Raw genomic sequence first — 25,138 nt, 5'->3', positions numbered from 1 at the left:
CTCAGGTCCGTCAGGTCAGGGAACTCCGGAGGACACATGTCGCCGCACAGCACTTCCGCACGCCCGCACACGGCCGGGGAGGGCGCGAACCAGGGCGATAGCGCCCAGGACGGGCTCCCGGGCGCCCCACTGCCGGCTTCGCGCGCCCCGGCCGCGCCGCCGACGGGGTTGCGGACCCTGGTGGTGGGCGCCGGTGCGGCGGGCACCGCGCTGGTCCGCGACCTGGGCCGCGCACCCGAGTTCGGTCTCGTGCCGATCGGCCTGCTCGACGACGACCCGGCCAAGGCCGGTCGGTCGGTGGACTCCGCCCCCGTCCTCGGCACCCTCGCGGAGCTGACCGGGCTCGCCGTCGAGTACCGGGCCCAGGTCGTCGCCCTGGCCATCCCCGGCCTCGCCCCGCAGCGCGTCCGCGCCCTGGCGACCGCCGCCGCGGCCGCCGGTGCCGCCGTCCGCTACCTGCCGTCCTTCCTGGCGGCGCTCCGCCGGGAGGTGGTCGGCTCCGACATGCGCAGCCTGGACGTCAACCGGCTGATCGGCCGGCACGAGGTGCACGTGGTCTCGGCCGACGTCCGTGACGTGATCGAGGGCCGGCGGGTGCTGGTGACCGGCGCCGGCGGCTCGATCGGCAGTGAACTCTGCCGCCAGGTCCAAGCGTTCAACCCGAGCGCGCTGTACATGCTGGACCACGACGAGTCCAACCTGCACCGGCTCCAGCTGGACATCTGGGGCGAGGCACTGCTCACCGACGAGTCGCTGGTGATCGCCGACATCCGGGACCGGCCGCGGATCCAGCAGATCTTCCGTGACCTGGAGCCCGAGGTGGTGTTCCACGCGGCCGCGCACAAGCACCTGCCGCTGCTGGAACGGCATCCCAGCGAGGCGGTGAAGTCCAACGTGCTCGGCACCGACCACCTGGTGGAGGCGGCGCTGGCCACCGGGGTGGAGCGGTTCGTGCTGATCTCCACCGACAAGGCGGCCGACCCGACGTCGGTGCTCGGCGCCAGCAAGCGGCTGGCCGAACTGATCGTCCAGGCGAACGCCCGGGACGCGCGCAACCTCGGCACGGGCGTGTTCTCCGCCGTCCGGTTCGGCAACGTGCTCGGTTCGCGCGGCTCGCTGCTCTCGGTGCTGGCCGAGCAGCTGCGCAGCGGCGGCCCGGTGACGGTCACCCACCCCGACGTGACGCGGTTCTTCATGACCATCGAGGAGGCCGTCGGCCTGGTGCTGGAGTCGGGCCGGATGGCGCGCGGCGGCGAGGTGTTCGTGCTGGACATGGGCGAGCCCGTGCGGATCGTCGACCTGGTGCACAACTTCGCCGAGCAGGTGCAGCTGGCCCGGGACGAGGTCGAGATCCGCTACACCGGACTGCGGGCGGGGGAGAAGCTCAACGAGGCGCTGTTCTCCGAGGGCGAGGAACGGCAGCCGACCGCGCACGCCCGGATCTACGCGACCCTGGCCGAGTCCGGCTCCGGGCCGGAGGATCTGGCGGGCGGCCTGACGGGGCTGTACGAGGCGGCGGCGGTGAACAGCGACGACGAGGTGCGCCGCCGGCTGGCCGAGCTGCTGCCGGGTTACCGGACCCCGGATCCCGTGCCCGCCCCGGTGCCGGCGCTCAGCGCGCCCTACCCGGACGGCTTCTGAGCGGGCCCGTCCCCGCGGACCTCCGAGGTTTCCTCCACCGGGTGGGAGGCCCGGGTCGGACGGTTCGGGGCCGGACGGTTCGGGTCGGGAGATCCGGGTCAGGGGATGTTGTCGAAGGGGGCGACCAGCTGCCGGAGCAGTCCGGCGAGTTCGCCCCGCTGAGTGCCGGTCAACTGGGCGAGCAGCTCGCGCTCGTGCGCGAGCAGTCCGGCGAGTGCCTGGTCGGCGCGGTCGCGTCCGTCGTCGGTGAGGCGGACCAGGACGCCGCGCCGGTCGTCCGGGTCGGGCAGTCGCTTGACCAGGCCCTTGCCGGTGAGGCGGTCGATCCGGTTGGTCATGGTGCCGGAGGTGACCAGGGTCTGGGTGAGGAGCTGGCCGGGGGAGAGCTGGTACGGCGAGCCGGCCCGCCGCAGCGCGGTCAGGACGTCGAACTCCCAGGGCTCCAGCCCGTGCTCGGCGAAGGCCGCCCGACGGGCGCGGTCGAGGTGCCGCGCGAGCCGGCTGACCCGGCTGAGCACCTCAAGTGGTTCCACGTCGAGGTCGGGGCGCTCTCGGCGCCATGCTGCGACCAGCCGATCGACCTCGTCCTCCATGGCGATCAGTGTATCGGGGGTTGTGTCGATGTGAAGTCTCTTGACATCGAGAATTCCAGGGCGGACGCTTCGACTGGATATCTTGATGTCGAGAGACTTGGGAGGTGGGCCATGTCCGCACCCGTCTGGGACCCGGACCAGTACCTGCGCTTCGCCGACGAACGGACCCGCCCGCTGCGCGACCTGCTCGCCCGCGTCCCCTCCGTGCCGAACGAACCCGCCGCCACCGTCCTCGACATCGGCTGCGGCCCGGGCAACTCCACCGCCGTCCTGCGCGAACGCTGGCCCGGGGCGCGGATCACCGGGGTCGACAACTCCGCCGAGATGCTCGCCGCCGCCCGCGCCGGGGGCGGGGAGCCCACCGCCGACTACCTGCTCGCCGACGCGGCCGGCTACGACCCCGCGGCGGCGGCCCCCGACCTGATCGTCTCGAACGCGGCCCTGCAGTGGATCGGCTTCGGGCCGGGCGGCCGGTCCGGGCCCGGGGACTCCCCGGCGGGGGACGGCGAGCGGGGAGCGGCCGGCGGGCACCTCGACCTGCTGCGGTGCTGGGCCGCGGCGCTCAGGCCCGGCGGGGTGATCGCCTTCCAGGTGCCCGGCAACTTCGGGTCGCCCAGCCACGTGCTGCTCGCCGAGCTCCGCCGCAGCCCGCGCTGGCGCGAGTCCGTGGGCGGGGACGCCGTCCGGGCCGGCGTCCACCGACCGGACGAGTACCTCCGGACGCTCGCCGAGGCCGGCTGCACCGCCGACGTCTGGGAGACCACCTACAGCACCCTGCTCACCGGCGACGACCCGGTGCTGGAGTGGGTCAAGGGCACCGCACTGCGGCCCGTGCTCACCCGGCTCGGCGACCCGGCCGACCGTTCGGCCTTCCTGGCCGAGTACGGCGCGCTGCTCCGGGAGGCCTACCCGGCCGGGCCGCACGGCACGGTCTTCCCGTTCCGCCGGATCTTCGCCGTCGCGGTCCGGCGGGGCTGAGCGGGCTCAGGCCTTGCGGTCGCCGACCAGCTTGGGGTGCCGCTCCATCCCCTCCAGGCCGTGCCAGGCCAGGTTCACCAGGTGGGCGGCCACCTCGGCCTTCTCCGGCTTGCGCACCTCCAGCCACCACTGGCCGGTCAGCGCGACCATGCCCACCAGCATCTGCGAGTACATCGGGGCGAGCCGGGCGTCGAACCCCCGCGCCTTGAACTCCAGCCCCAGGATGTCCTCCACCTGCGTCGCGATGTCGCTGATCAGCGACGCGAAGGTGCCCGTCGACTGGGCCACCGGCGAGTCCCGGACCAGGATCCGGAAGCCGTCCGTGGACGTGTCGATGTAGTCCATCAGCGCGAACGCGGCCTGTTCCAGCAGCTCCCGCGAGTGCCCCCCGGTCAGCGCCCCGGTCACCATGTCCAGCAGCAGCTGCATCTCGCGGTCGACCACCACCGCGTACAGCCCCTCCTTGCCGCCGAAGTGCTCGTACACCACGGGCTTGGACACCCCGGCCCGCTCGGCGATCTCCTCCACCGAGGTGCCGTCGTAGCCGCGCTCCGCGAACACGATGCGGCCGACCTCCAGCAGCTGCTCCCGACGCTGCTTGCCGGTCATCCGTACCCGGCCGCCACGGCGGCGCGGTGCCGGCGCAGCACCGTCCGCCCCGGCGGCGGCACGCGGACGGGCCTGCGCCGGATCGGGCGCCGCGTCCGTCCGCGTGCTCCGGTGGCCGCCTGTGCTGTCTGCGCTGCTCCCGTTCACCCCTACATCATGCTGCAGGCGGGCCCTCATGCGGCGCGGCGGGCGGCGATCCGCTGTGCGTCCGGCCAGCGGACGTCCCTGGCCCAGCCGGCCAGCTCGAACCAGCGGATCAGCCGGGCCGAGGAGTCGATCTGTCCACGAAGGACACCGTGCCGGGCCGAGGTCGGGTCGGCGTGGTGCAGGTTGTGCCAGGACTCGCCGCAGGAGAGCACGGCCAGCCACCAGACGTTGCCGGAGCGGTCGCGGGAGCGGAACGGCCGGTGGCCGACCGCGTGGCAGATCGAGTTGATCGACCAGGTGACGTGGTGCAGCAGTGCCACCCGGACCAGCGACCCCCAGAAGAAGGCGGAGAGCGCGCCCTGCCAGGAGAGCGTGACCAGCCCGCCGACCAGCGGCGGGATGAGCATCGAGAGGGCGGTCCAGAGCCAGAACAGCCGGGAGATCCGCCTTATGGCCGGGTCGCGGATGAGGTCGGGGGCGTACTTGAGCTGCGAGGTCTGCTCCTCGTCGAAGAGCCAGCCCATGTGGGCCCACCAGAGGCCCTTGAGCAGCGCCGGGACGGACTCGCCGTAGCGCCAGGGCGAGTGCGGGTCGCCGTCCTTGTCGCTGTACCGGTGGTGCTTGCGGTGGTCGGCCACCCAGCGCACCAGCGGCCCCTCGATCGCCAGCGAGCCGGCGATCGCGAGGGCGATCCGCAGCGGCCGGTTGGCCTTGAAGGCGCCGTGGGTGAAGTAGCGGTGGTAGCCGACGGTGATGCCGTGACAGGTGAGGAAGTACATCACCGCGGCGATCGCGAGGTCGGTCCAGCCGAGTCCCCATCCCCAGGCCACCGGGACGGCGGCGACCAGGGCGGCGAACGGGACGGCGATGAAGAGGCCGAGTGCGATCCGCTCGGCGGCCCCCTGCCGTTCCCCGCCGCGGGTGGCGGAGAGCTGCGGCGGGCCGGGGTCCGGGGAGTCGGCGTCCGGGGGGTCGGAGTGCGGGGGGTCGGAGTGGGGGGTGGCGGTGGAGCGCGTGGAGTCGGCGCGCGCCTCGCCTGCCTGGATGCTCATGGGTGTCCCTTGCGGGGGAGAGGACGGGAGGCTACGTTCGCGTAACCTACGGAATCGTAGGTTGTGCCCCGCCAACAAGGGAATACGCCGCCGGGCGGCGCATGGGTGAATTCACCCGACTGGATGGCTGACGTCCCGATCCGGCCCGTGTCCACCCGCCCGGCCGCGGAACACCGGTGGCGCCCACCGCGGCTGCCTGGTCATCACCGTGCGGGGAGACGCCCGTCCCTGCCGTCGGATCGGGGTCGGAGGATTGGTGCAGCGGATACCCAGGACGAGGTCGACTCGGGTAGGGTTTCAGCGACTGTCCGCCGTGGTGTAATGGCAGCACAGGGCCCTTTGGAGGCCTTTGTCTGGGTTCGAATCCTAGCGGCGGAGCCACCCCGCGCCTCGACTGCGCGTGTCACCCGGCCGCCGGTATTGTCTGGGCTGTCCGGCGGACTGTGCGAAGGCGACCGGCCTGTTGTCCCGGCCGGGCTGCTCTGCCCTCTCTGTGAACCGAATGAGGAGCCTCCCCCCGTGAGTGCCAATTCGCCCGCCGCCGTTGTCGTGCTTGCCGCCGGTGGCGGAACCAGGATGAAGTCGAACAGCCTGCCGAAGGTGCTGCACGAGGTGTGCGGACGGTCCCTGGTCGGCCATGCGGTGGCGGCCGCGGAGGAGCTGACGCCGGGCCAGCTGGTCGTGGTGATCGGCCACCTCAGGGAGAAGGTCCGCGAGCACCTGGCGGCCCGTCATCCGCAGGCCCGCGCCGTCGTGCAGGAGGAGCAGAACGGCACCGGGCACGCCGTGCGGACGGCGCTGGAGGCGCTGGCCGCCGACGGGATCGAGCTGGACGGCACGGTGATCGTCACCACCGGGGACGCGCCGCTGCTGACCGGGGAGACGCTGCGCGCCCTGGCCGACGCGCACGACGCGCAGGGCAACGGAGTCACCGTACTGACCGCCGTGGTGCCGGACCCCTTCGGCTACGGCCGGATCCTGCGTGACGGCGTGGACGGTGTGGACGGCGCGGTCGCGGCGATCGTCGAGGAGAAGGACGCCTCGGACGCCCAGCGGGCGATCGACGAGATCAACTCGGGGGTCTTCGCCTTCGACGCCGGGCTGCTGGTGCAGGCGCTCGCCGAGGTGACCACCGACAACTCGCAGGGCGAGGAGTACCTCACCGACACCCTGCAGATCCTGCGCAAGGCGGGCCACCGGGTGGGCGCGGTCGTCGCCGCCGACTACCGGGACATCCTCGGCATCAACGACCGGGTGCAGCTGGCCCACGCCCGCCGGCTGCTCAACGACCGGCTGCTGGACCGCGCGATGCGGGCCGGCGTCACCGTGGTGGACCCGGCGACCACGTGGTTCGACGTCCAGGTGTCGTACGAGCCGGACGCGGTGGTGCTGCCCAACACGCAGCTGCAGGGCGGCACGCACCTGGGCGAGGGCTGCGAGGTGGGCCCCAACTCGACGATCAAGGACACCCGGATCGGTGCCGGCGCGCGTGTGACCAACACCACGGCGGACGGCGCCGAGGTCGGCGACCTCGCCGTCGCCGGGCCGTACGCGTACCTGCGGCCGGGCGCGAAGCTGGCCCGGAAGGCGAAGGTCGGCACCTACGTCGAGGTGAAGAACTCCGAGCTGGGCGAGGGCGCCAAGGTGCCGCACCTCTCGTACATCGGCGACGCCACCATCGGCGAGGGCGCCAACGTCGGCGCGGCCTCGGTCACCGTGAACTACGACGGGGTCAACAAGCACCGCACCGTCATCGGGGCGCACTGCCGTACCGGTTCCGACAACATGTTCATCGCTCCCGTGACGGTCGGTGACGGCGCCTACACCGCGGCCGGTTCGGTGATCACCAACGACGTTCCGGCGGGCGCGCTCGGCGTGGGCCGGGCACAGCAGCGGAACATCCCCGGCTGGGTCGAGCGCAAGCGCCCCGGAACGACATCGGCGCAGGCCGCGGCGGCTGCCACGGCCGCCGGCCGGGAGGCCTCGCCGGAGGCCTGACCGGTCGGGTGCCGGTCCGGCAGATGGTCCCGGGGCGGACGGTTTCTGTGCGGGCGCGTAACCTTGGGGTCATGCGTGCGCCGCAGGGCCTACCGCCCGTGTCCAGGCGTACCGACAATTCCCCGACTCCCTCCCGCAGGCAGGCGCGAGCCTGCCTGTGCGGTGCGGACGGGTTCAGCGTCAGCAACGCGAGGAGACGGTGGCAGTGAGCGGGATCACCACGTCGGGCGAGAAGAAGCTGAAGCTCTTCTCCGGCCGTGCCCACCCCGAGCTGGCGAGGGAGGTGGCCGAATCGCTGGGGACCGAACTCGTCCCGACCAAGGCCCTGGACTTCGCCAACGGTGAGATCTACGTCCGTTTCCTGGAGTCGGCGCGAGGCGCGGACTGCTTCGTGATGCAGAGCCACACGGCTCCCATCAACCAGTGGATCATGGAACAGCTGATCATGATCGATGCTCTCAAGCGGGCCTCGGCCCGGAGCATCACCGCGATCCTGCCGTTCTACGGGTACGCCCGCCAGGACAAGAAGCACCTGGGCCGCGAGCCCATCTCGGCCCGCCTGGTGGCCGACCTGCTGCGCCAGGCGGGCGCCGACCGGCTGATGGCCGTGGATCTGCACACCGCGCAGATCCAGGGCTTCTTCGACGGCCCGGTGGACCACCTGTTCGCGCTGCCGCTGCTGGCGGACTACGTGGGCGGCCGGGTCGACCGGGCGAAGCTCACCGTGGTCTCGCCGGACGCCGGCCGGGTGAAGGTCGCCGACCAGTGGTGCGACCGTCTGGACGCGCCGCTGGCGATCATCCACAAGCGCCGTGACATCACGCAGGCCAACACCATCCTCTCGGCCGACGTGGTCGGCGACGTGCAGGACCGGGTCTGCGTCCTCGTCGACGACATGATCGACACCGCCGGCACGATCTGCGCCGCGGCCGACGCGCTCTTCGAGAACGGCGCCGCGGACGTCCTGGTGGCGGCCACCCACGGTGTGCTCTCCGGCCCGGCGGCCGACCGGCTGAAGAACTCGCGGGTCAGCGAGTTCGTGTTCACCAACACGCTGCCGACCCCGGCCTCGATCCAGCTCGACAAGATCACGACGCTGTCGATCGCCCCGTCGATCGCGGCCGCCATCCGCGAGGTGTTCGAGGAGGGCTCGGTCACCAGCCTCTTCGAGGGTGTGCACTGACCTTCGCGGGTGCGCACCGACCGAGCCCCGTGCAGGCGGCCCCGGTTCCCTCGGGAGCCGGGGCCGCCGCCGATTTCGCGAGAGGCCACCGGTCCGGTTAGACTCGTGAAACTGCTCGGCGAGGGATGCCGTGTGCCTGCTTGCCGGGTGCCCGCTCCGTGATCGACGCGCTGCCGGCGCCGGATTTTCCGGGCACCGGCAGAAGTCGTTGCGCCGCCGAGTGACCCCCGAATGTTACGAGGGTGTGGTCCCGGCGGTTTTTTCGCATTGCCTGCACCCCGCGCCAGCTTTTACGAGGAGTGCAGTCGTGTCCGAGATCCGCATCGCCGCTGAGACCCGTTCCGAGTTCGGCAAGGGTGCCGCCCGTCGCGCCCGCCGTGCCGGCTTCGTCCCCGGTGTCGTCTACGGCCACGGCCTCGCGCCGGTTCACCTGAACCTGCCCGGCCACGACCTGATGATGGCCCTGAAGACCCCGAACGCCCTGCTGGTCGTGCCGATCGAGGGCAAGGACGAGTTCGTCCTGCCGAAGGCCGTCCAGCGTGAGGCCATCAAGCGCACCATCGAGCACGTCGACCTGCTGCTGGTCAAGCGCGGCGAGAAGGTCACCGTCGAGATCCCGGTCCAGGCCGAGGGCGAGCTGGCCCCGGGCGGCAACCTGCTGGAGCACGTCCTGCAGGCCCTGCCGGTCGAGGCCGAGGCCACCCACCTGCCCGAGGCCGTCACCGTCTCGGTCGAGGGCCTTGAGGCCGGCGCCTCCATCCACGCCAAGGACATCACCCTGCCGTCCGGCGTGACCCTGGCCGTCGACGGCGACACCGTCGTGCTGCAGGTCATCGCCGCCCAGGCCGCCCCGGCCGAGGCCGAGGGCACCGAGGCCGAGGCCGGCGCCGAGGCCTGAGCCTTTCGGCAGGCTTCCCGGCAGGCCCTTCGACCGGCCTGTCGACCAGCTTGAGACCGCTGCCCCGGTCGCTCCCCGTACTGGGAGCGGCCGGGGCAGCGGTGCGTCCGGGATGATGGCGGTGCAGGTGACCACGAGGAGCGGTGGGATGAGCGAGGACGTGTACGAGGGCCCCTGGCTGGTGGTGGGGCTGGGCAACCCGGGGGAGCAGTACGCCAGGAACCGGCACAACATCGGGTTCATGGTGGTGGACCTGCTGGCGCAGCGGATGGGTGCCAGGTTCAAGGCGCACAAGAGCCGGGCCCAGGTGGCCGAGGGGCGGCTGGGCGGGCGCCGGGTGGTGCTGGCCAAGCCGATGTCGTTCATGAACCTCTCCGGCGGCCCGGTCACCGCGCTGCGGGACTTCTACAAGGCGCCGACCTCGGCGCTGGTGGCCGTCCACGACGAGCTGGACATCGACTACGCGGCGCTCCGGCTGAAGTCGGGCGGCGGGGACAACGGCCACAACGGGCTGAAGTCGATCACCAAGTCGCTGGGTCCGGAGTACCACCGGGTGCGGTGCGGGATCGGTCGCCCGCCGGGCCGGATGGAGGTCGCGGACTTCGTGCTGAAGGACTTCTCCGCCACCGAGCGCAAGGAGCTGGAGTGGTTCGTGGACCGCTCGGCGGACGCGGTGGAGGCGCTGCTCTCGGAGGGTCTGGAGCGGGCCCAGTCGACGTACAACTCCTGACCGCCGCCGTGTGAGTCGTGTCACGGCCCGGGCCGGTCGGGGCAGGTCCGGCAGGTTCGTCGGGGCCGGTCGGGCGTCGTCCGGCCGGGTCCGCGCCGGGGCCGTCGGCGTGCGGCGGGGCGGGCCCGACCTGCCGTGCGGCACCGTCGGGGCGGCCCGGCGCCGTGCCGCGGGCCGCGTACGAACGGGCGGCGGGGGGCTGCACAACAGTCGTGCAACGCTTGGTCGTCCAAACCTGAATGCGTGTGAGAAGGCTGTGCGGATCGGATAGCGTCAGGCCAGTACGCGAACGGGTTCTGGGGAGTTCTCGATGCGGAGTTTGCGGCCGGTCCGACGCCTTCGGCGGATCCGGGTGGTTCGACTGAGGAAGCTCGGACGGCGGGTGGGCACGGCGGGTGCGCTGGGCACCGCCGGCGCCCTGGGCGCGGCCGGCGTGCTGCTCTCCGGCGGTGTGGCGCACGCCGATCCGGTGGCGGATCCCGATCCGGGTGTGGTGTCCCCGGAGCCGGTCTCGGCGCAGTTCGTCGGCCCGGTGCTCGGCGGCTCGGTCGGCGGTGACGCGGGCCTGCTGGCCGTCGGCGGCGGCCTGGTCGTGGCCGCGGGCGGCGCGGCCCTGTGGATCAAGCGCCGGCGCGCGGGCGATCTGACGGAGTGACGGAGAGCGGAGGGGCCGGGTCCGAGGTGCGGACGCCGGCCCCTCCGGCATTTTCCCGCGGCTGTCATCCGTTCCCGGCGGCCGGGGCGTCCTGTGGGCATGAAGCGCGAATCGATGCGGCCGGACGGCACCACGGGTGACCCGTTCGACGAGTTCGTCGCGGCGCGGTACCAGGCGCTGCTGCGTGGCGCGTTCCTGATCACGGGGGACGTCCACGACGCACGGGACCTCCTGCACGACGCCCTGGCCCGGGTGTACGCCCGGCGCGGCGCGATCCGGGACCCCGGCGCGACCGAGGGCTACGTCCGCAAGGCGATGGTCCGCACGCACGTGTCGCGTTGGCGGCGGACCCGTCGTGAGGTGCTGACGCCGCAACTGCCGGACACCCCGGTGGCCGCGGTCGACGCACGGGACGAGCAACTGGAGCGGGCCCTGAGATCGCTGTCGCCGCGTCAGCGGACGGCGGTGGTCCTGCGGTACTACGCCGATCGGTCGGTGGCCCAGGTGGCCGAGGAACTCGGGTGCTCACTGACGACGGCCAGGACCCACCTGGCCCGCGCGATGAAGACGCTTCGACAGGAACTGGCACCGGCGAAGGAGATGGTGGGCCATGACGGCTGAGGACAGGGACGGTCGGGGCGCCGCGGACGGCGCTGCGGACCGGTTCGAGGAGGAGCTGGTCGTCCGGCTCGGGGCACGGGCCCGGTCGGCGGGCGGCAGCCCGCCGCTGGCGGAGCTGAGGGCCGCCGGCCGGCGCCGGTCGCGGCAGGGGCTGGCGCTGCGGGTGGCGGCGGGGGCGGCGGTGCTGGCGGTCGGCATCGGGGCGCTGACGCAGGTGGGGGTCGGCGGGGCCGGGGCCGCCGGGCCGGCGGGTCCGGCCGCGGCCGGGGCCACCGGCTGGGGACCGCCCCCGCCGACCCCCGGAGGGACGTCGTCGCAGACCCTGCACCCGCAGCCGTCGACGTCGAGCTCCATCGACACGGGAGGGATGCTCGGGGTCTGCGCGGGGGGCCCGGCCGCGCTGCGGCTGCCCACCTGGGAGGAGGCGCACGCCCCGTCGACCCCGCCCTCGACGCCGCCCTCGACCCCGCCGACCACCACCGCGGGGCCGACCCTGCCCGCGTCGCCGAAGCCCGGGTCGAGCACGAGCGGGGGCCAGGTCAACCGCCACCCGATCGACGTGTCCGCCGACATCAGGCGAATCGGCTCGGGGAGCTACCCGGAGCACTACTTCGGCGTCTGCAGTGACCTGGGGACCGGCGAGGTGTACGTGATGCGGGTCCCGGGGAGCGAGCTGGACCAGGTGGTGCTGAACACCGTTCCGCACCTCGGGGTGGGGATCAACTTCGTGGACGTGCCCGGATCGCGGAAGTTCTTCCACGCGCTGGCGCAGCGGATCGAGGTGGACGACCGGGACTACTGGGCGGCGCGGAACGTGACGATCTCCGACGTGTACGTCTCGGAGGACGGCACCGGCGTGCTCGTCGTCACCGCGCAGGCCCCGACCGCCCGGGCGGACGTCCTGGCCCGGTACGGGCCGCTGGTGATCGAGGTGCGGCCGCTGGACTGACCGGCAACGGGCGGGCCGGACGTCGCCGGACCGGCCGGGCGCCGCTCGTCCGGCCGGGGACGGCGGAGGGCCCCGCGGCACGCGCCGCGGGGCCCTCCGGGTGTTCCGGGTGTTCCGGCCGGGGTCAGCCGGTGTTGCGCAGACCGGCGGCGATGCCGTTGACGGTCAGCAGCAGGGCCCGGGCCCGCAGCGGGTCCTCCTTGCGGCCGGTGGAGGCTTCCTCGCGCTGGCGGCGCAGCAGCGCGACCTGGAGGTAGGAGATCGGGTCCAGGTAGGCGTCGCGGACGGTGAAGGTCTGCTTGAGCACCGGGTTGCGCTCCAGCAGCTCGCTCTCCCCGGTGAGCCGGAGGACCTCGCGCAGGGTCACGTCGTGCTCGGCCACGATCTGGTCGAAGACGTGGTGCAGTTCGGCCGGGACCAGCTGCTCGACGTAGTGGCGGGCGATCCGCAGGTCGGTCTTGGCCAGCGTCATGGCGACGTTGGACAGGAAGTTGCGGAAGAAGTGCCACTGGCCGTACATCTCGTCGAGCACGTCGCCGAGACCGGCCTCGCGGGCGGCGGCGAGGCCGGCGCCGACGCCGTACCAGCCGGGGACGATCTGGCGGGACTGGGTCCAGCCGAACACCCACGGGATGGCGCGCAGGCCGTCCAGACCGGCGCCCGAGTCGGGGCGGCGGGACGGACGGGAGCCCAGGTGCAGCGAGGCGAGCTGGTCGACCGGGGTCGCGGCGAAGAAGTACTTCGGCAGGTCCTCCTGCTCGACCAGGGCCCGGTAGGAGGTGTGCGCGGCCTCGGAGACGCGGTCCATGGCGGCGTCCCAGCGGGCCAGTTCCTCGGGGGCCTGGCGCGGGGCGGTGTGCAGCGCGGAGGCCGCCAGGGTGGCGGAGATGGTCAGTTCGAGGTTCTCGCGGGCCAGCGAGGGCAGCAGGTACTTGTCGGAGATCACCTCGCCCTGCTCGGTGACCTTGATCTCGCCCTCCAGGGTGCCCCAGGGCTGCGCGAGGATCGCCTCGTGCGAGGGGCCGCCGCCGCGGCCGACGGTGCCGCCGCGGCCGTGGAAGAGCCGCAGCCGGATGCCGTACCGGTGCGCGACGTCGCGCAGCCGGCGCTGGGCGCGGTGGATCTCCCACTGGGAGGTGGTGATGCCGCCGAACTTGGAGGAGTCGGAGTAGCCGAGCATGACCTCCTGGACGTCGCCTCGCAGCGAGACGAGCAGCCGGTAGGAGGGGTCGGAGAGCATCTCGTCGAGGATCCGGTCGGCCTGCTGGAGCTCGTCGGTGGTCTCCAGCAGCGGCACGATGCCGATCTTGGCGATCCCGGCGTGCAGGTCGATCAGGCCGGCCTCGCGGGCCAGCACGGTGGCGGCGAAGACGTCGTCGGCGCCCTGGCACATCGAGATGATGTAGGACTCGACGATCTCGTCGCCGAAGCGCTCGAAGCCCTCGCGGATGGTGGTGAAGACGCCCAGGGTCTTGGCGCCGGCGGGGTCCAGCGGGGCCGGCGTCGGGGCGAGCGGGCGCCGCGAGCGCAGCTCCTTGGCGAGCAGCCGCTGGCGGTACTCCCGCGGCATGTCGGCGTAGCGCCAGGCCTCCTCGCCGAGCCGGTCGAAGAGCTGGCCGAGCGCGTGGTGGTGGGCCTCGGCGTGCTCGCGGACGTCCATGGTGGCGAGCTGGAGGCCGAAGGCCTCGACGGTGCGGATGGCGCGGGCGAGCCGGCCGTCGGCGATCAGCTCGCCGCGGTGGGCGCGCAGCGAGTCCTGGATCAGCCGGAGGTCGGCGATCAGCTCGCGGGTGCCGAGGTAGTCGCGGCCCTTGACGTGCGGGGTGCCGTTGGCGAGCCGCTCGCGGGTGTTCTCCAGCTTGAGCCGGACACAGGTGGCCTTGAGGCGGTACGGCTCCTCGGCGTTCATCCGCTTGTAGCGCGGGCTCAGCTCGGGGAGGAGCTGCAGATCGGCGTTGAGCGAGGCGAGCAGCTCGACCGAGGCGCCGGCCAGCCGCTCGGAGGTGGAGAGCGAGTTGCGCAGGTCGTCGACGGCGGCGAGGGCGTCCTTGATGCCGTACTCGTGCTGGAGGTTGAGGACGTCCCAGGTGACCTGCGGGGTGACGTTGGGGTTGCCGTCGCGGTCGCCGCCGATCCAGCTGCCGAAGGTCAGCGGACGGACGCCGTCGGGGAGGGCGAGGCCGACCCGGGCCAGCTCCTCGTGCAGCTCCTCCAGGACCGCGGGGACGGCTTCGCGGTACAGCTCGTCCAGGTAGTAGACGGCGTTGCGGGCCTCGTCGGTGGGCTCGGGGCGGGCGATCCGCAGCTCGTCGGTCTGCCAGAGCAGGTCGATGACCTCGGCGAGGCGGCGGTCGGCCTGGCGCCGGGCCGAGGAGGTGCGCGCCGGGTCGGCGTGCGAGAGGCCGGCGGCGATCTCCTCGCGGTGGATCCGGTCGAGCAGTTCGCCGATCCGGCGGAGCTTGTTGAGGACGCTGCGGCGGGCCGCCTCGGTGGGGTGCGCGGTGAAGACCGGGCGGACCGCGAGGTGGGCCAGGGTGTTCTGGAGGTGCTTGGGGTCCGCCTCGGCGAGCTGGTCGGCGGTCTGCTCCAGCAGCGAGCCCTCGCGGGCGCGCCGGGTGGCCAGCTCGCGGCCGCGGTGCACCTGCTCGGTGACGTTGGCGAGGTGGAAGTAGGTGGAGAAGGCGCGCACCAGCTTGGCGGCGGTCTCCAGGTCGATGTCGGAGAGCAGTTCGGCGGTGGCCTCGCCGTTGGTGCGGCTCAGCAGACGGACCTGTTCGACCAGGCCCAGCAGCTGGGGGCCCTCCTGGCGGACCAGAGTCTCGCCGAGCAGGTCGCCGAGACGGCGGATGTCCGCGCGCAGGGCTGAGTTGTCGGCGACCGGGCCGGCTGCGCCGACTGCGGTTTGGCTGTCCGCCGGGGTGGGGACCGGAGCGGTCACGGCTGGCTCCCTCGGGGTGGTGGGGTGTTCGGCAACGGCTCATCGTCACAGGTCCGCCCGCGTGTGGCGGGTGTGACGCGTGCGGACCGCGCTGTCCGACGCGACCAGCATAGGTGTCGGGAGGGTCGCTGTCCGCGAGGTGGCCGGATGGCGGACACGGATGCCCCGGGCCCGTATGTGGTCTGGACCACTTGGAGCGCGGTCGAGGTGTCGGGGCGGAACCGGGTGGGGAAGGGGCGGTGATGCGCCGTAGTCTGTGAGCCATGAGCAAGTCGCCTGGGGAGCGCGCGCGGGACCGGTCGTTCTTGTGGTGGCGGCGTCGGCGCAGCGCCCTCCTGGACGCCGGGCTGGCCGCCCTCGCGGCGCTGGAGTGTGCGGCCAGTTCGGTCGCCTTCCTGGGCGCCCGGTTCCACCTGGGAACCGCGACGATGTTCGGGGTCGCGCTGTTCGGCGCGCTGGCCGGTGCCACCCTGGTGCTGCGCCGCCGCTGGCCGGCCGTACCGGTGCTGGTCGCCCTGATGGTGATGCCCGGGATCCCCGGCATGGTGCTGCTGATGGTGGCGCTGTACACGCTGGCCGAGACGTGGGAGTGGCCCTCGCGCCGACGGCGGGTGGTGGCGCTCTCCGCGCTCGCCTACGCCGAGGTCGCCGGGGTGATCCTGCTGTCGATGCTGACCCCCGGCGACGTCGAGCAGCCGCCGTTCTGGGGCCAGCTGGTGCTGGCGCTGCTGGTGTCCGTCGGCCTGACCGTGGCCCCGGTGGTGACCGGCCTCTACGTCGGGGCGCGCCGGCGGCTGATCGAGTCGCTCAAGGACCGCGCGCACGGCCTGGAGACCGAGCTGGACCTGCTGGCCGAACAGGCCCGGGAGCGGGCCCGCCGGGCCCGGCTGGAGGAACGGACCCGGATCGCCCGCGAGATGCACGACGTGGTGGCGCACCGCGTGTCGCTGATGGTGGTGCACGCCGGGGCCCTGGAGCGGATCGTGGCCAAGGACCCGGACCGGGCGGCGCAGAGCGCCAAGCTGATGGGCGAGGTCGGCCGGCAGGCGCTCAACGAGCTGCGCGAGATCCTCGGGGTGCTGCGGATGTCCGACGAGGCGGCGATCGAGCCCGACTCGCTGGCCGCGCTGCCCCGGCTGGTCGACCAGTCGCGCGCGGCCGGGATGGCCGTCACCCTCACGGTCAGCGGCGGCCGGCAGGAGTTCACCGCCGAGGCCGAGCAGACCGCGTACCGGGTGGTCCAGGAGGGGCTGACCAACGCGCACAAGCACGCCGGCGGGGCGCAGGTCTCGGTGCTGCTCGCGTACGCGCCGAACGGGGTGCGGGTCAGCGTGGTGAACGCCTGTCCGGGGGGCGAGCGGGCCGCGGCCGCGCTGCCCAGCGGCGGCAACGGGCTGGTCGGGATGCGGGAGCGGGTGATCGCGCTGGGCGGCACCTTCTCGTCGGGACCGGAGCGGGACGGCGGGTTCCGGGTGGAGGCGGTGCTGCCGTCGCGGCTGGCGGTCCGGACCGACCGGCTGGTCTGAGCCCCGACGCCCGTCCGCCCTCCCGCTGCCGGTCCCGGCCGGGCGCCGGTGCGGTCGGGTACCGGGCACGGTGGGTTGCGGTCCGGGGCGAGTCCGGGGAGGCGGCCGGGACCGGCCCCGGTCTACGGCTCGTCGGGCGCGCGCAGCCGCTCGGGGGCGGTGCCGAGTACCAGCGCGGTGATCGCCTGGTCGACGCCGTGACCGAGGAACCACTCGCCGGTGTGGTCCAGGCTGTAGACCCGGCCCTCCTCGTCGACCGCCAGCAGCGCCTGTCCGTACGCCTCCTCGCCGAGCGGGGCGAGCCGGGTGTCCAGGGCGCGGCCGAGGTCGGCCAGGGTGCGCGGCTGGTGCAGCCCGCACAGGGGGTCGACCAGGAACGGGGTCCGGGCCAGCTGCCGTCCGGGGCCGGCCAGGTCGAAGGCGAGGCCGCCGAACTCGGCCCAGGCCTCCACCGCTGCCGGGAACACCGAGTGCTGGACGCCGGCCGGGCTGCCGTACCCGACCAGGGCGTCGGCCCACTCCTCGGCCTGCCGGATCTGCCAGCGGCCGGGGTGCCAGCCGGCCGTCTTGAGCTCGGCGGCGACGTCGGCGGGGAAGCGCGGACGCGTCCGCGGGGGCGGTCCGGTGAGGGTGGACGGCGGGGGCGGGGGCGGACTGGGCGGATTCAGGACGGGCTCCGGCGGGTCGGGGACGGGGGACGGTGCGGGTGCGCGGTCGGGGACCGGGCGGTGGCCGGTCAGCGGCCGGCGGCCGGGCCGACGGCGACGCTCTGCACGGTGAAGTGCTCCAGCAGCGGCGAGCAGGAGCGGCACGGCGGGGCGTGGGTACCGTGCGCCGGGTCGTGCTCCTCCCGGATCCGTACGGTCGTCAGCCGCGCGCCCTTGAGCGCCTTGCGCGCCTCGGGCAGGCTCATCGGCTTCCGGGAGGCGCGTTTGGAGCGCTTGCCGTCCACCGCCACCAGGTACTGGGACAGCAGGACCGCCTCCGGGCAGCGTCCGGTGAACCGCTCCCGGTGCTCCGGCGGCAGCGCGTCCAGGAAGTCGCCGACCAGCGGGTGCAGCACGGGCCGGCGGGCGGACTTGTCGCCCGCCAGGGTGTGCACCTCGCCGCCCTTCAGCGACAGGGCGGCGGCGACGGCGGGCAGCAGGCTGTCGCGGTGATGGCGCAGCGGCGGCGTGCCGGCCGGTTCCCCGGTGGTCATGGCGTCGTCCTCCCTCTCGCTCCCCGGTGCTGTCGGTACCAGTGGGGCTGGCGGGGCCGGCCCGGAGCAAGCCTGTCAAATGGCACTGACAACCGCACAACCGGGGTGCGGCGCCGGGCCGGGCCGGCCCGTCGACCCTCCGGCAGGGCCCCGCGCCCGGGCGGACGGACACGCGACGTTGGCCGGATCCGCACGGCATCGTCACGACTCGTCCCCGGGTTTCCCGAATCCACCCCCGGGCGGTGGTGGCGGCCGGTAGCGTTCCAGCAGCGAGCCGAGGGGTCGTTCGGCCGGTGGGGAACCCCGTGGGGTACTGGCAACTCCTTTGCCTGCCATGATCGTTGAGGGCGCCGGGGCGGGGGAGTCGCGGCGCCGAGCAAGGGGGGGTCCTGCGATGACGACGGAATCCGCCAGCGAGGCGCCCGGCGAACACGTGCCCACACCGGGCGCGCCGCCGGAGACCGTGCCGGCGAACCGGATCGGGATCGCGGTGGTCGGGGCCGGCTACTGGGGACCGAACCTCGTCCGCAACGCACAGCAGACGCCGGCACTGAGACTGCACTGGCTCTGCGACCTGGACGAGGCGAAGTCCCGCCGGGTGCTGGGCGAGTACAGCACCGTCCGGTCCACCGCCTCGTTCGAGGAGGTGCTGGCCGACGAACGGGTCGCCGCGGTGGCGGTGGCCACTCCGGCCGCCGCCCACTACCGGCTGGTCCGGGCCGCGCTGGAGGCGGGCAAGCACGTCCTGGTGGAGAAGCCCATCACCACCTCCGCCGCGGAGGCCGCCGAACTGGTGGCGCTCGCCGAGGAACGCGGGCTGGTGCTGATGTGCGACCACACCTTCTGCTACACCCCCGTGGTGCGCCGGATCCGCGAACTCGTGCACGGCGGGGAGATCGGCGACGTCCAGTTCTTCGACTCGGTACGGATCAACCTCGGGCTCGTCCAGCCGGACGTCGACGTGCTCTGGGACCTCGCCCCGCACGACCTGTCCATCCTCGACTTCGTCCTGCCGCCGGGCGTCGAACCGGTCGGCGTCTCCGCCCAGGGCGCCGACCCGATCGGTGCCGGACGGGCCTGCGTCGCGTACCTGAGTGTCCGGCTGAGCAACGGCGCGCTCGCCCACTGCCACGTCAACTGGCTCTCGCCGACCAAGGTCCGCACCACGCTGATCGGCGGGTCGCGGCGCACCCTGGTCTGGGACGACCTCAACCCGCAGGCCCGACTCGCGGTGCACGACCGCGGCGTCGACCTCACCCCGCCCGACGAGCTGACCGACGCGATCCGGCACCAGACGCAGATCTCCTACCGGGTCGGCTCGATGGTCGCTCCCGCGCTGGTCGAGCAGGAGGCGCTGCGCAACGTGATGGCCGAGTTCGCCGCCGCCATCACCGAGGGCCGGGACCCGCTCACCGACGGCCGGTCCGGCCTGCGGGTGCTCCAACTGCTGGAGGCGGCCTCGCTCAGTCTCGAACTCGGCGGTGCCACCGTCCCGGTGGGCGCCGGCCTCGACGGCGCACTGCCCTATGACGGCGCACTGCCCGATGACGACGTACTGTCCGAAGCTCAGGAAAGGGCCGCCACGCGGTGAACGCTGTAGAGATCGAGGGCTCCCGCTGCCTGGTCACCGGCGGAGCCGGCACCATCGGCTCCACCGTGGTCGACCAGCTGATCGAGGCGGGTGCCCGCGAGGTCGTGGTGCTCGACAACTTCGTCCGCGGCCGGAAGGCCAACCTCGCGTACGCCCGGGAGGCGGCAGCGCCCGGCCGGCTGCGGGTGGTGGACGGCGACATCCGCGACCGTGCCCTGCTGCGCGAGCTGCTCCGCCCCGGCACCGACCTGCTCTTCCACCTGGCCGCGATCCGGATCACCCAGTGCGCCACCGAACCCAGGCTGGCCCTGGAGGTCATGGTGGACGGCACCTTCGACGTGGTCGAGGCCGCCGCCGAGGTGGGCGTCGGCAAGGTGGTCGCCTCCTCCACCGCCTCCGTCTACGGCCTCGCCGACGTCTTCCCGACGCCCGAGACCCAGCACCCCTACAACAACGACACGCTGTACGGGGCCGCCAAGGTCTTCAACGAGGGCCTGCTCCGTTCCTTCCACGCCATGTACGGCCTGGACTACGTGGCGCTGCGCTACTTCAACGTGTACGGCCCCCGGATGGACGTGCACGGCCGGTACACCGAGGTGTTCATCCGCTGGATGGAGCGGATCGTCGCCGGACAGCAGCCGCTGATCTTCGGTGACGGCGCGCAGACCATGGACTTCGTCTACACCGAGGACATCGCCCGGGCCAACCTGCTGGCCGCCGCCGCGCCCGTCACCGACCGGGTCTACAACATCGCCAGCGCCGGTGAGGTCTCGCTGCGCGGCCTCGCCGACGCGTTGCTCGCCGCGATGGACCGGACCGACCTGGGCGTCGAGCACGGCCCGGCGCGGGACACCGCCGGCGGCGTGGTCCGGCGGCTCGCGGACATCGCCGCCGCCGAACGCGACCTCGGGTGGAAGCCCGAGCTGGGCCTCGACGAGGGCCTGCGCCGGCTGGTCGCCTGGTGGCGCGAGCAGTAGCCACCGGGCCGCCGCGTCACCGGGCCGCTTCGCCGCGGCCCGCCCGCCGCCCGCCGGGGCCCGCCGCCGGGGCCGCTCCACCGCTCCTGCGGGCTCCTCCCCGCCGTGACCGCACGGCAGTTCGGAGTACACCTGTGTCCACCATCCCCGTCATGATCCCCTGGCTCGGCGAGGAGGAGGCCGAGGCCGCCGCCGAGGCCGTCCGCTCCGGCTGGGTGGCCCAGGGCCCCCGGGTCGCCGAGTTCGAGCGGGCCTTCGCGGAGCACCTCGGGGTCGAGCACGCCGTCGCGGTCTCGTCCTGCACCACCGCCCTCCACCTGGCGCTGATCGGCGCCGGCGTCGGGCCGGGGGACGAGGTGGTCGTTCCGTCGCTCTCCTTCGTCGCCACCGCCAACGCCGTCACCTACGTCGGTGCGGTGCCGGTCTTCGCCGACGTCGACCCGGCCACCGGCAACCTCACCGCCGCCACCGTCGAACCGTTGCTCACCCCGCGGACCAGGGCGGTGGTCGTGGTCGACCAGGGCGGCGTCCCGGTCGACCTGGACGCCGTCCGGGCCGTCGCCGGACCGCGCGGCATCACCGTGGTCGAGGACGCCGCCTGCGGGGCCGGCTCGGTGTACCGGGACCGGCCCGTCGGCAGCACGGCCGCGATCGCCGCGTACTCGTTCCACCCGCGCAAGCTGCTCACCACCGGCGAGGGCGGCATGGTCACCTGCCGGGACGGCGAACTGGCCGCCCGGCTGCGGCGGCTGCGCGAGCACGGGATGAGCGTCTCCGCCGCCGACCGGCACGCGGCGGCCGGCGGGGCGAACCTGCTGGAGACCTACGACGAGATCGGCTTCAACTACCGGATGACCGACATCCAGGCCGCCGTCGGCCTGGTGCAGCTGCGCAAGCTGCCGGCCATGGTCGCGCGGCGGCGCGAACTCGCCGGGCGCTACCGGGAGCTGCTGGCCGGGACCGGACTCCGGCTGGTCGACGACCCGCCGCACGGCACCACCAACTACCAGTCCTGCTGGGTGCTGCCGCCGGACGGCGCCCCCGGCCGTGCCGAGCTGCTCGCCCGGCTCGCCGAGGCCGGCGTCTCCGCCCGGCGCGGCATCATGGCGGCCCACCTGGAGGCCCCGTACAAGGGCACCGCCCGGGTGCCGCTGCCCGCCACCGAACTGCTCACCCGGCGCTCGCTGATCCTGCCGCTCTACCACGCGCTGACCGAGGAGCAGCAGGACCGGGTGGTCGGGGCCCTGCGGACCGCGCTCGGCTGAGCGGGCCGGGCGAGCGGCTCGTGGGCCCGGACGCCCGCCCGCCGTTCCACCGGGCCGGTTCCACGGCGCCCGCCCGACGGCGCCCTCCCGACGCCGCCCGCTCCGGCCAGGCCCGTTCCCGTGTCCAGGCCCGTTCCGTCCAGGCCCGTTCCCGCGTTCCGACCGTTCCCATGTCCGACCGGCCCAGGGGAGACCACGATGACCACCGACCAGCCCGTACCGCTCGTCGACCTCAGGGCCGCGCACGCCGAGGTCGAAGCCGAGGTCCGGGCCGGCTTCGACCGGGTGCTCGCCGGCGGCGGCTACGTCAAGGGCCCCGAGGTGACCGGCTTCGAGGAGGAGTACGCCGCCTTCTCCGGCACCCGGCACTGCGTCGGCGCCGCCAACGGCACCGACGCCCTCGAACTGGCCCTGCGCGCCCTCGACCTCCCGCCCGGCGGCGGTGTGGTGCTGCCCGCCAACACGTTCGTGGCCACCGCCGAGGCCGTCCAGCGGGCCGGACTGCGCCCGGTCCTGGTCGACGCCGACCCCGACCACCTGCTGATCGACCCGGCGCGGGTCGCCGACGTCCTGCCGGACGCGGTCGCGCTGCTGCCCGTCCACCTCAACGGCCAGCTCGCCCCGATGGCGCCGCTGCTCGACCTGGCCGGAGGCCGGCCGGTCGTGGAGGACGCCGCGCAGTCCCAGGGCGCCCGGCAGCACGGCCGGGCGTTCCACGGCAGGATCTCCGCGACCAGCTTCTACCCCGGCAAGAACCTGGGCGCGTACGGCGACGCGGGCGGCGTCGTCACCGATGACGACGGGCTGGCCGCCGCGGTCCGGCTGATCGGCGACCACGGCTCCGCGCGCAAGTACGTGCACGAGCGCTTCGGCTTCAACTCCCGGATGGACGCGCTGCAGGCCGTCGTGCTCCGGGCCAAACTGCGCCGGCTGCCCGCCTGGAACGAGGCCCGCCGGGCCGCAGCCGAGCGGTACGACCGGCTGCTGGCCGGCCTGGACGGGATCACCCCGCCGCGTACCGCCCCCGGCAACGAGCACGTCTGGCACCTGTACGCGGTGCGGGTCGGCGCCGGCCGGGACCGTGACGCGCTGCTCGGCGCCCTGAACGCGGCCGGCATCGGCGCCGGCGTCCACTACCCCGTCCCGGTCCACCTCCAGCCCGCGTTCCGGCACCTCGGCCACGGCGAGGGGGCGTTCCCGGTCGCCGAGCGGGCCGCGCGTGAACTGCTGACGCTGCCGCTCTACCCGCAGATCGGCGAGGCGCAGCAGGAACGCGTGGTGGAGGCGCTGGCCGAGGCACTGGCGGCCTGAACCCGGTCCGGCCCCCGTCCTGTCCTGGTCCCGTCCCGGTCTCCCCGGGCGGGGGACCGCGGCCGGGGCGCACCCCCTACCCTGGTGTCCAACAAGCGCACCGAGAATTTGCAGCAGCCAGTGGGGGCTCCCAGATGACGACAGGTCGGCCCGGCGTCGCCGCCGCACCGAACGCGGCGTACGCAGGTCAGGTGGTGCAGTTCCCGGATCCGGTCCGCGCGGAGCGGCACCCCGCCGGGGTCCAGGTGGACGAGTACGGCTACCCGGACTTCGGCCCGTACGCCGCCGCGGCGGCCGAGGTCGCCGACCCGCCCGTCGGCTTCGGCGTCGACGAGCTGAGGCTGACCGACTACGTGTCGGCCAACGCCGCGCTGTTCACCCAGGGCCACCCGCTCTGGGCCGACCTGGAGACCGCCGTCGCCACTCCGCCCGGCTGGACCTGGCACCACGCGGTCGGCCGGGCGGCCCCCGGCTGGCGCCGGATGGAACTGGTCCCGGTCGAGGTCAAGGCCCTGCTGCGGCACCACGGTGGCCTGGCCACCTCCTCCGCCGACCACTTCCGGCGCGGCACCCGGCCGCTCCAGGAGAAGCGGCCGGTGCACTTCTCGCTCGCCAAGGACGGCGGCGACCCGATCGGCGTCACCGAGGACCTGGTGCAGCGCGCCGAGGAGCGCCTCGGCTACCGGCTGCCCGGCGCCTACCGGACCTTCCTCAAGCTCGGCGGCGGCCACGCCCCGGTCGGGGTGGCGCTCGACCCGGAGCTGGGGCTGCTGCTCGACCAGCCGTTCCTGACGCTCAGCGAGGAGTACGGCACCGAGGACGTCGTCTACGCCAACAAGTGCCTGCGCGACCACCTCACCAAGGACTACCTGGGCATCGCCTACGCGCAGGGTGGCATCGTGGCGCTCAAGGTGCGCGGCGAGCGGACCGGCTCGGTCTGGTTCTGCCTCTACGACGACGCCCGCGACAACGGCGCCGCCGAGTCGCCGGAGGACCGGGCCGGCCGGCTGCTGCTGCCCTGTGGCGAAGACTTCGACGCCTTCCTGCTCCGGCTGGCCGGGAGCCCGCCGGAGCTGGAGACGGTCGCCGAGCTCATGGTGGACGGCGGGTTCGCGCGCGCCGTCCCGGTGGGCTGACGTGGCGGCGGTGGCGCGGCCGGGGCCGGCCCCGGTACCGGTGGTCGAAGGTGCGGAACAAGCGGGGACGAAGGGGACAGGGGTGAACCGGGCGTGGTGACGTACGCGCAGGCGCAGGAGCTCGCCGAGGAGTGGATCAACGGCGGGGTGCCGCAGGAGCGGCAGCGCGAGGTGCGGGTCCGGGAGTTCGACCTGGGCTTCGTCTGCTGGGCGGTCCAGCCCGGCGGGGGCGCGGACTCCGCGGGCCGGTCCGGGGCCGGTGCGACCGGGTCCGAGGGCGAGGCACGGCTGGTGATCGCCCGGGACTCCGGCGCCAGCACGCTCTGGCCCGCGCTGCCGGTCAACGAGGTGGTCCGGCAGTACGAGGAGGCCTACGGCCGGCCGGTCGCGGCCAACCCGGCCGGGGCGGCCCGGCCGACGCCGGGGCCGGTCGAGGCGACGTCCTTCCTGCTCAGCCCGCCGCAGTGGCTGCAGGAGGCCGGTGCGGCGGCGCTCGTCGCCGAGGCGGAGCGGCTGGGTACGCCCGCCGAGCAGGTGCCGCCCGCCGCGCCCGTCGCGCCCGTCGTGCCGGTCGCGCCCGCCGCGCCCGCCGCGCCCGTCGTGCCGGTCGCGCCGCCGGTGCTGCCCGCGCCGTCGGCTCCGGTGGGCGCCGAGCACGGGCCGGCGCCCGCCGTCCTGACCACGCCGCCGGTCTCCGAGCGGCCCGCCGGGGACGCCCCGACCATGCTCGCCCCGCCGCCCGTGTTCGACGACCCGGCCGACGCGCCGGTGTCCGCCGCGGGGGCCGAGGCGGCCACCGTGCTGCTGCCCGAGGGGCTGCGCACCAACGGCGCGGGCCTGCCCGGCGCGCCCAGCGCCGGTTCGGAGGCGGCCACCGTGCTGCTGCCCGAGGGCGGCCTGCAGGTGGTGGTGCCGCCGTCCGGTCCGGCCGTGGAGCCGGCGCCGACGGTGCTCGCCCCGCCCGGGGGCCTCCCCGGTCTGGCCGGTCTGCCGGGTGCGCCCGGGCCCGGTGCCGCGGTGCCGCCGTCCGGTCCGGCCGTGGAGCCGGCGCCGACGGTGCTCGCCCCGCCCGGAGGTCTCCCGGGTCCGGGCGGCCTGCCCGGCGCGCCCGCGCCGGGCGCCCCCGGTGCCCCGGTGCC

General features: G+C 74.1%; 21 protein-coding genes, 1 tRNA gene and 1 pseudogene. 17 read left to right on the top strand and 6 right to left on the bottom strand.

Annotation, left to right across the window (positions count from 1 at the left end):
* The first annotated feature begins 36 nt into the window (after positions 1–36).
* Positions 37–1,641 carry a nucleoside-diphosphate sugar epimerase/dehydratase gene (locus tag ABZY91_RS08250; protein WP_355400745.1) on the top strand — a complete coding sequence of 535 codons (1,605 nt, stop codon included), beginning with the start codon at positions 37–39 and terminating at the stop codon, positions 1,639–1,641.
* Positions 1,642–1,739: 98 nt separating this feature from the next.
* Here the strand turns inward: ABZY91_RS08250 and ABZY91_RS08245 are convergent, their stop codons facing one another.
* Positions 1,740–2,234: a MarR family transcriptional regulator gene (locus tag ABZY91_RS08245; RefSeq protein ID WP_329879141.1), complete on the bottom strand. Its 495-nt coding sequence runs from the start codon at positions 2,232–2,234 to the stop codon at positions 1,740–1,742.
* A 111-nt stretch (positions 2,235–2,345) separates the two neighbouring features.
* Between ABZY91_RS08245 and ABZY91_RS08240 the strand changes: the two genes are divergently transcribed.
* Complete coding sequence (locus ABZY91_RS08240) at positions 2,346–3,212, top strand: methyltransferase domain-containing protein (protein ID WP_355400743.1); 867 nt, start codon at positions 2,346–2,348, stop codon at positions 3,210–3,212.
* Between the two features lie 6 nt (positions 3,213–3,218).
* Here the strand turns inward: ABZY91_RS08240 and ABZY91_RS08235 are convergent, their stop codons facing one another.
* Both ABZY91_RS08235 and ABZY91_RS08230 read right to left on the bottom strand, forming a co-directional pair.
* Positions 3,219–3,821 (bottom strand): TetR/AcrR family transcriptional regulator, encoded by a 603-nt coding sequence (locus ABZY91_RS08235; protein ID WP_327680125.1) that lies wholly within the window; start codon positions 3,819–3,821, stop codon positions 3,219–3,221.
* 173 nt (positions 3,822–3,994) lie between these two features.
* On the bottom strand, positions 3,995–5,020 hold the full coding sequence (locus ABZY91_RS08230; protein ID WP_355400740.1) for a fatty acid desaturase: 1,026 nt from the start codon (positions 5,018–5,020) through the stop codon (positions 3,995–3,997).
* 307 nt (positions 5,021–5,327) lie between these two features.
* Here ABZY91_RS08230 and ABZY91_RS08225 point away from each other — a divergent pair.
* The 8 genes from ABZY91_RS08225 to ABZY91_RS08190 all read left to right on the top strand — a co-directional run bounded on the left by ABZY91_RS08225 (position 5,328) and on the right by ABZY91_RS08190 (position 12,054).
* Positions 5,328–5,401 (top strand) — tRNA-Gln (locus ABZY91_RS08225).
* Between the two features lie 138 nt (positions 5,402–5,539).
* Positions 5,540–7,018, top strand: a complete 1,479-nt coding sequence (gene glmU, locus ABZY91_RS08220) for a bifunctional UDP-N-acetylglucosamine diphosphorylase/glucosamine-1-phosphate N-acetyltransferase GlmU (RefSeq protein WP_355400738.1) — start codon at positions 5,540–5,542, stop codon at positions 7,016–7,018.
* 205 nt (positions 7,019–7,223) lie between these two features.
* Entirely contained in the window at positions 7,224–8,201 is a 978-nt protein-coding gene (locus ABZY91_RS08215) for a ribose-phosphate diphosphokinase (protein ID WP_329879137.1), read from the top strand.
* 307 nt (positions 8,202–8,508) lie between these two features.
* Complete coding sequence (locus tag ABZY91_RS08210) at positions 8,509–9,099, top strand: 50S ribosomal protein L25/general stress protein Ctc (protein WP_355400736.1); 591 nt, start codon at positions 8,509–8,511, stop codon at positions 9,097–9,099.
* A gap of 148 nt (positions 9,100–9,247) precedes the next feature.
* Positions 9,248–9,829, top strand: coding sequence for an aminoacyl-tRNA hydrolase (pth, locus tag ABZY91_RS08205; protein ID WP_329947831.1), 582 nt, complete (start codon positions 9,248–9,250; stop codon positions 9,827–9,829).
* Positions 9,830–10,211: 382 nt separating this feature from the next.
* Positions 10,212–10,484, top strand: a complete 273-nt coding sequence (locus tag ABZY91_RS08200; RefSeq protein WP_355400734.1) for a hypothetical protein — start codon at positions 10,212–10,214, stop codon at positions 10,482–10,484.
* A 99-nt stretch (positions 10,485–10,583) separates the two neighbouring features.
* Positions 10,584–11,105, top strand: a complete 522-nt coding sequence (locus tag ABZY91_RS08195) for a SigE family RNA polymerase sigma factor (protein WP_329879133.1) — start codon at positions 10,584–10,586, stop codon at positions 11,103–11,105.
* A complete protein-coding gene (locus ABZY91_RS08190; protein ID WP_355400732.1) occupies positions 11,095–12,054 on the top strand; it encodes a hypothetical protein in 960 nt (319 codons plus the stop codon). The genes ABZY91_RS08195 and ABZY91_RS08190 overlap by 11 nt, the downstream gene beginning before the upstream one ends.
* A gap of 124 nt (positions 12,055–12,178) precedes the next feature.
* Here the strand turns inward: ABZY91_RS08190 and ppc are convergent, their stop codons facing one another.
* Positions 12,179–14,914, bottom strand: coding sequence for a phosphoenolpyruvate carboxylase (ppc, locus tag ABZY91_RS08185; protein ID WP_355400835.1), 2,736 nt, complete (start codon positions 14,912–14,914; stop codon positions 12,179–12,181).
* A gap of 341 nt (positions 14,915–15,255) precedes the next feature.
* Between ppc and ABZY91_RS08180 the strand changes: the two genes are divergently transcribed.
* Positions 15,256–16,518 carry a histidine kinase gene (locus ABZY91_RS08180; protein ID WP_355400730.1) on the top strand — a complete coding sequence of 421 codons (1,263 nt, stop codon included), beginning with the start codon at positions 15,256–15,258 and terminating at the stop codon, positions 16,516–16,518.
* A gap of 122 nt (positions 16,519–16,640) precedes the next feature.
* Here the strand turns inward: ABZY91_RS08180 and ABZY91_RS08175 are convergent, their stop codons facing one another.
* Both ABZY91_RS08175 and ABZY91_RS08170 read right to left on the bottom strand, forming a co-directional pair.
* Entirely contained in the window at positions 16,641–17,186 is a 546-nt protein-coding gene (locus ABZY91_RS08175; RefSeq protein ID WP_329947935.1) for an SUKH-3 domain-containing protein, read from the bottom strand.
* A 68-nt stretch (positions 17,187–17,254) separates the two neighbouring features.
* Positions 17,255–17,719: a YwqJ-related putative deaminase gene (locus tag ABZY91_RS08170; RefSeq protein ID WP_355400728.1), complete on the bottom strand. Its 465-nt coding sequence runs from the start codon at positions 17,717–17,719 to the stop codon at positions 17,255–17,257.
* Between the two features lie 394 nt (positions 17,720–18,113).
* Between ABZY91_RS08170 and ABZY91_RS08165 the strand changes: the two genes are divergently transcribed.
* The 6 genes and pseudogenes from ABZY91_RS08165 to ABZY91_RS08140 all read left to right on the top strand — a co-directional run.
* Entirely contained in the window at positions 18,114–19,310 is a 1,197-nt protein-coding gene (locus ABZY91_RS08165) for a Gfo/Idh/MocA family oxidoreductase (RefSeq protein ID WP_355400726.1), read from the top strand.
* A complete protein-coding gene (locus ABZY91_RS08160; RefSeq protein WP_329880016.1) occupies positions 19,307–20,287 on the top strand; it encodes an NAD-dependent epimerase/dehydratase family protein in 981 nt (326 codons plus the stop codon). The genes ABZY91_RS08165 and ABZY91_RS08160 overlap by 4 nt, the downstream gene beginning before the upstream one ends.
* A 134-nt stretch (positions 20,288–20,421) precedes the next feature.
* Positions 20,422–21,552 carry a DegT/DnrJ/EryC1/StrS family aminotransferase gene (locus tag ABZY91_RS08155; RefSeq protein WP_355400724.1) on the top strand — a complete coding sequence of 377 codons (1,131 nt, stop codon included), beginning with the start codon at positions 20,422–20,424 and terminating at the stop codon, positions 21,550–21,552.
* Positions 21,553–21,750: 198 nt separating this feature from the next.
* Positions 21,751–22,863 carry a DegT/DnrJ/EryC1/StrS family aminotransferase gene (locus ABZY91_RS08150; RefSeq protein ID WP_355400722.1) on the top strand — a complete coding sequence of 371 codons (1,113 nt, stop codon included), beginning with the start codon at positions 21,751–21,753 and terminating at the stop codon, positions 22,861–22,863.
* Positions 22,864–22,997: 134 nt separating this feature from the next.
* A complete protein-coding gene (locus tag ABZY91_RS08145) occupies positions 22,998–23,999 on the top strand; it encodes an SMI1/KNR4 family protein (protein ID WP_329880013.1) in 1,002 nt (333 codons plus the stop codon).
* Positions 24,000–24,092: 93 nt separating this feature from the next.
* Positions 24,093–25,138 (top strand): annotated as a pseudogene (locus tag ABZY91_RS08140) (hypothetical protein); the annotation flags it as partial.

Origin of the sequence: Kitasatospora sp. NPDC002965 (assembly GCF_040611255.1) — a bacterium.
Taxonomy (GTDB): domain Bacteria; phylum Actinomycetota; class Actinomycetes; order Streptomycetales; family Streptomycetaceae; genus Kitasatospora.
Note: the sequence above shows the minus strand (reverse complement) of the source record. Positions and strands in the feature narration are given on the sequence as shown.

Coding starts and splice junctions, on each gene's coding strand:
- ABZY91_RS08250 (WP_355400745.1), top strand. CDS start 37: ATGTCGCCGCACAGCACTTCCGCACGCCCGCACACGGCCGGGGAGGGC.
- ABZY91_RS08245 (WP_329879141.1), bottom strand. CDS start 2,234: ATGGAGGACGAGGTCGATCGGCTGGTCGCAGCATGGCGCCGAGAGCGC.
- ABZY91_RS08240 (WP_355400743.1), top strand. CDS start 2,346: ATGTCCGCACCCGTCTGGGACCCGGACCAGTACCTGCGCTTCGCCGAC.
- ABZY91_RS08235 (WP_327680125.1), bottom strand. CDS start 3,821: ATGACCGGCAAGCAGCGTCGGGAGCAGCTGCTGGAGGTCGGCCGCATC.
- ABZY91_RS08230 (WP_355400740.1), bottom strand. CDS start 5,020: ATGAGCATCCAGGCAGGCGAGGCGCGCGCCGACTCCACGCGCTCCACC.
- pth (WP_329947831.1), top strand. CDS start 9,248: ATGAGCGAGGACGTGTACGAGGGCCCCTGGCTGGTGGTGGGGCTGGGC.
- ABZY91_RS08195 (WP_329879133.1), top strand. CDS start 10,584: ATGAAGCGCGAATCGATGCGGCCGGACGGCACCACGGGTGACCCGTTC.
- ABZY91_RS08190 (WP_355400732.1), top strand. CDS start 11,095: ATGACGGCTGAGGACAGGGACGGTCGGGGCGCCGCGGACGGCGCTGCG.
- ABZY91_RS08180 (WP_355400730.1), top strand. CDS start 15,256: ATGAGCAAGTCGCCTGGGGAGCGCGCGCGGGACCGGTCGTTCTTGTGG.
- ABZY91_RS08170 (WP_355400728.1), bottom strand. CDS start 17,719: ATGACCACCGGGGAACCGGCCGGCACGCCGCCGCTGCGCCATCACCGC.
- ABZY91_RS08165 (WP_355400726.1), top strand. CDS start 18,114: ATGACGACGGAATCCGCCAGCGAGGCGCCCGGCGAACACGTGCCCACA.
- ABZY91_RS08150 (WP_355400722.1), top strand. CDS start 21,751: ATGACCACCGACCAGCCCGTACCGCTCGTCGACCTCAGGGCCGCGCAC.
- ABZY91_RS08145 (WP_329880013.1), top strand. CDS start 22,998: ATGACGACAGGTCGGCCCGGCGTCGCCGCCGCACCGAACGCGGCGTAC.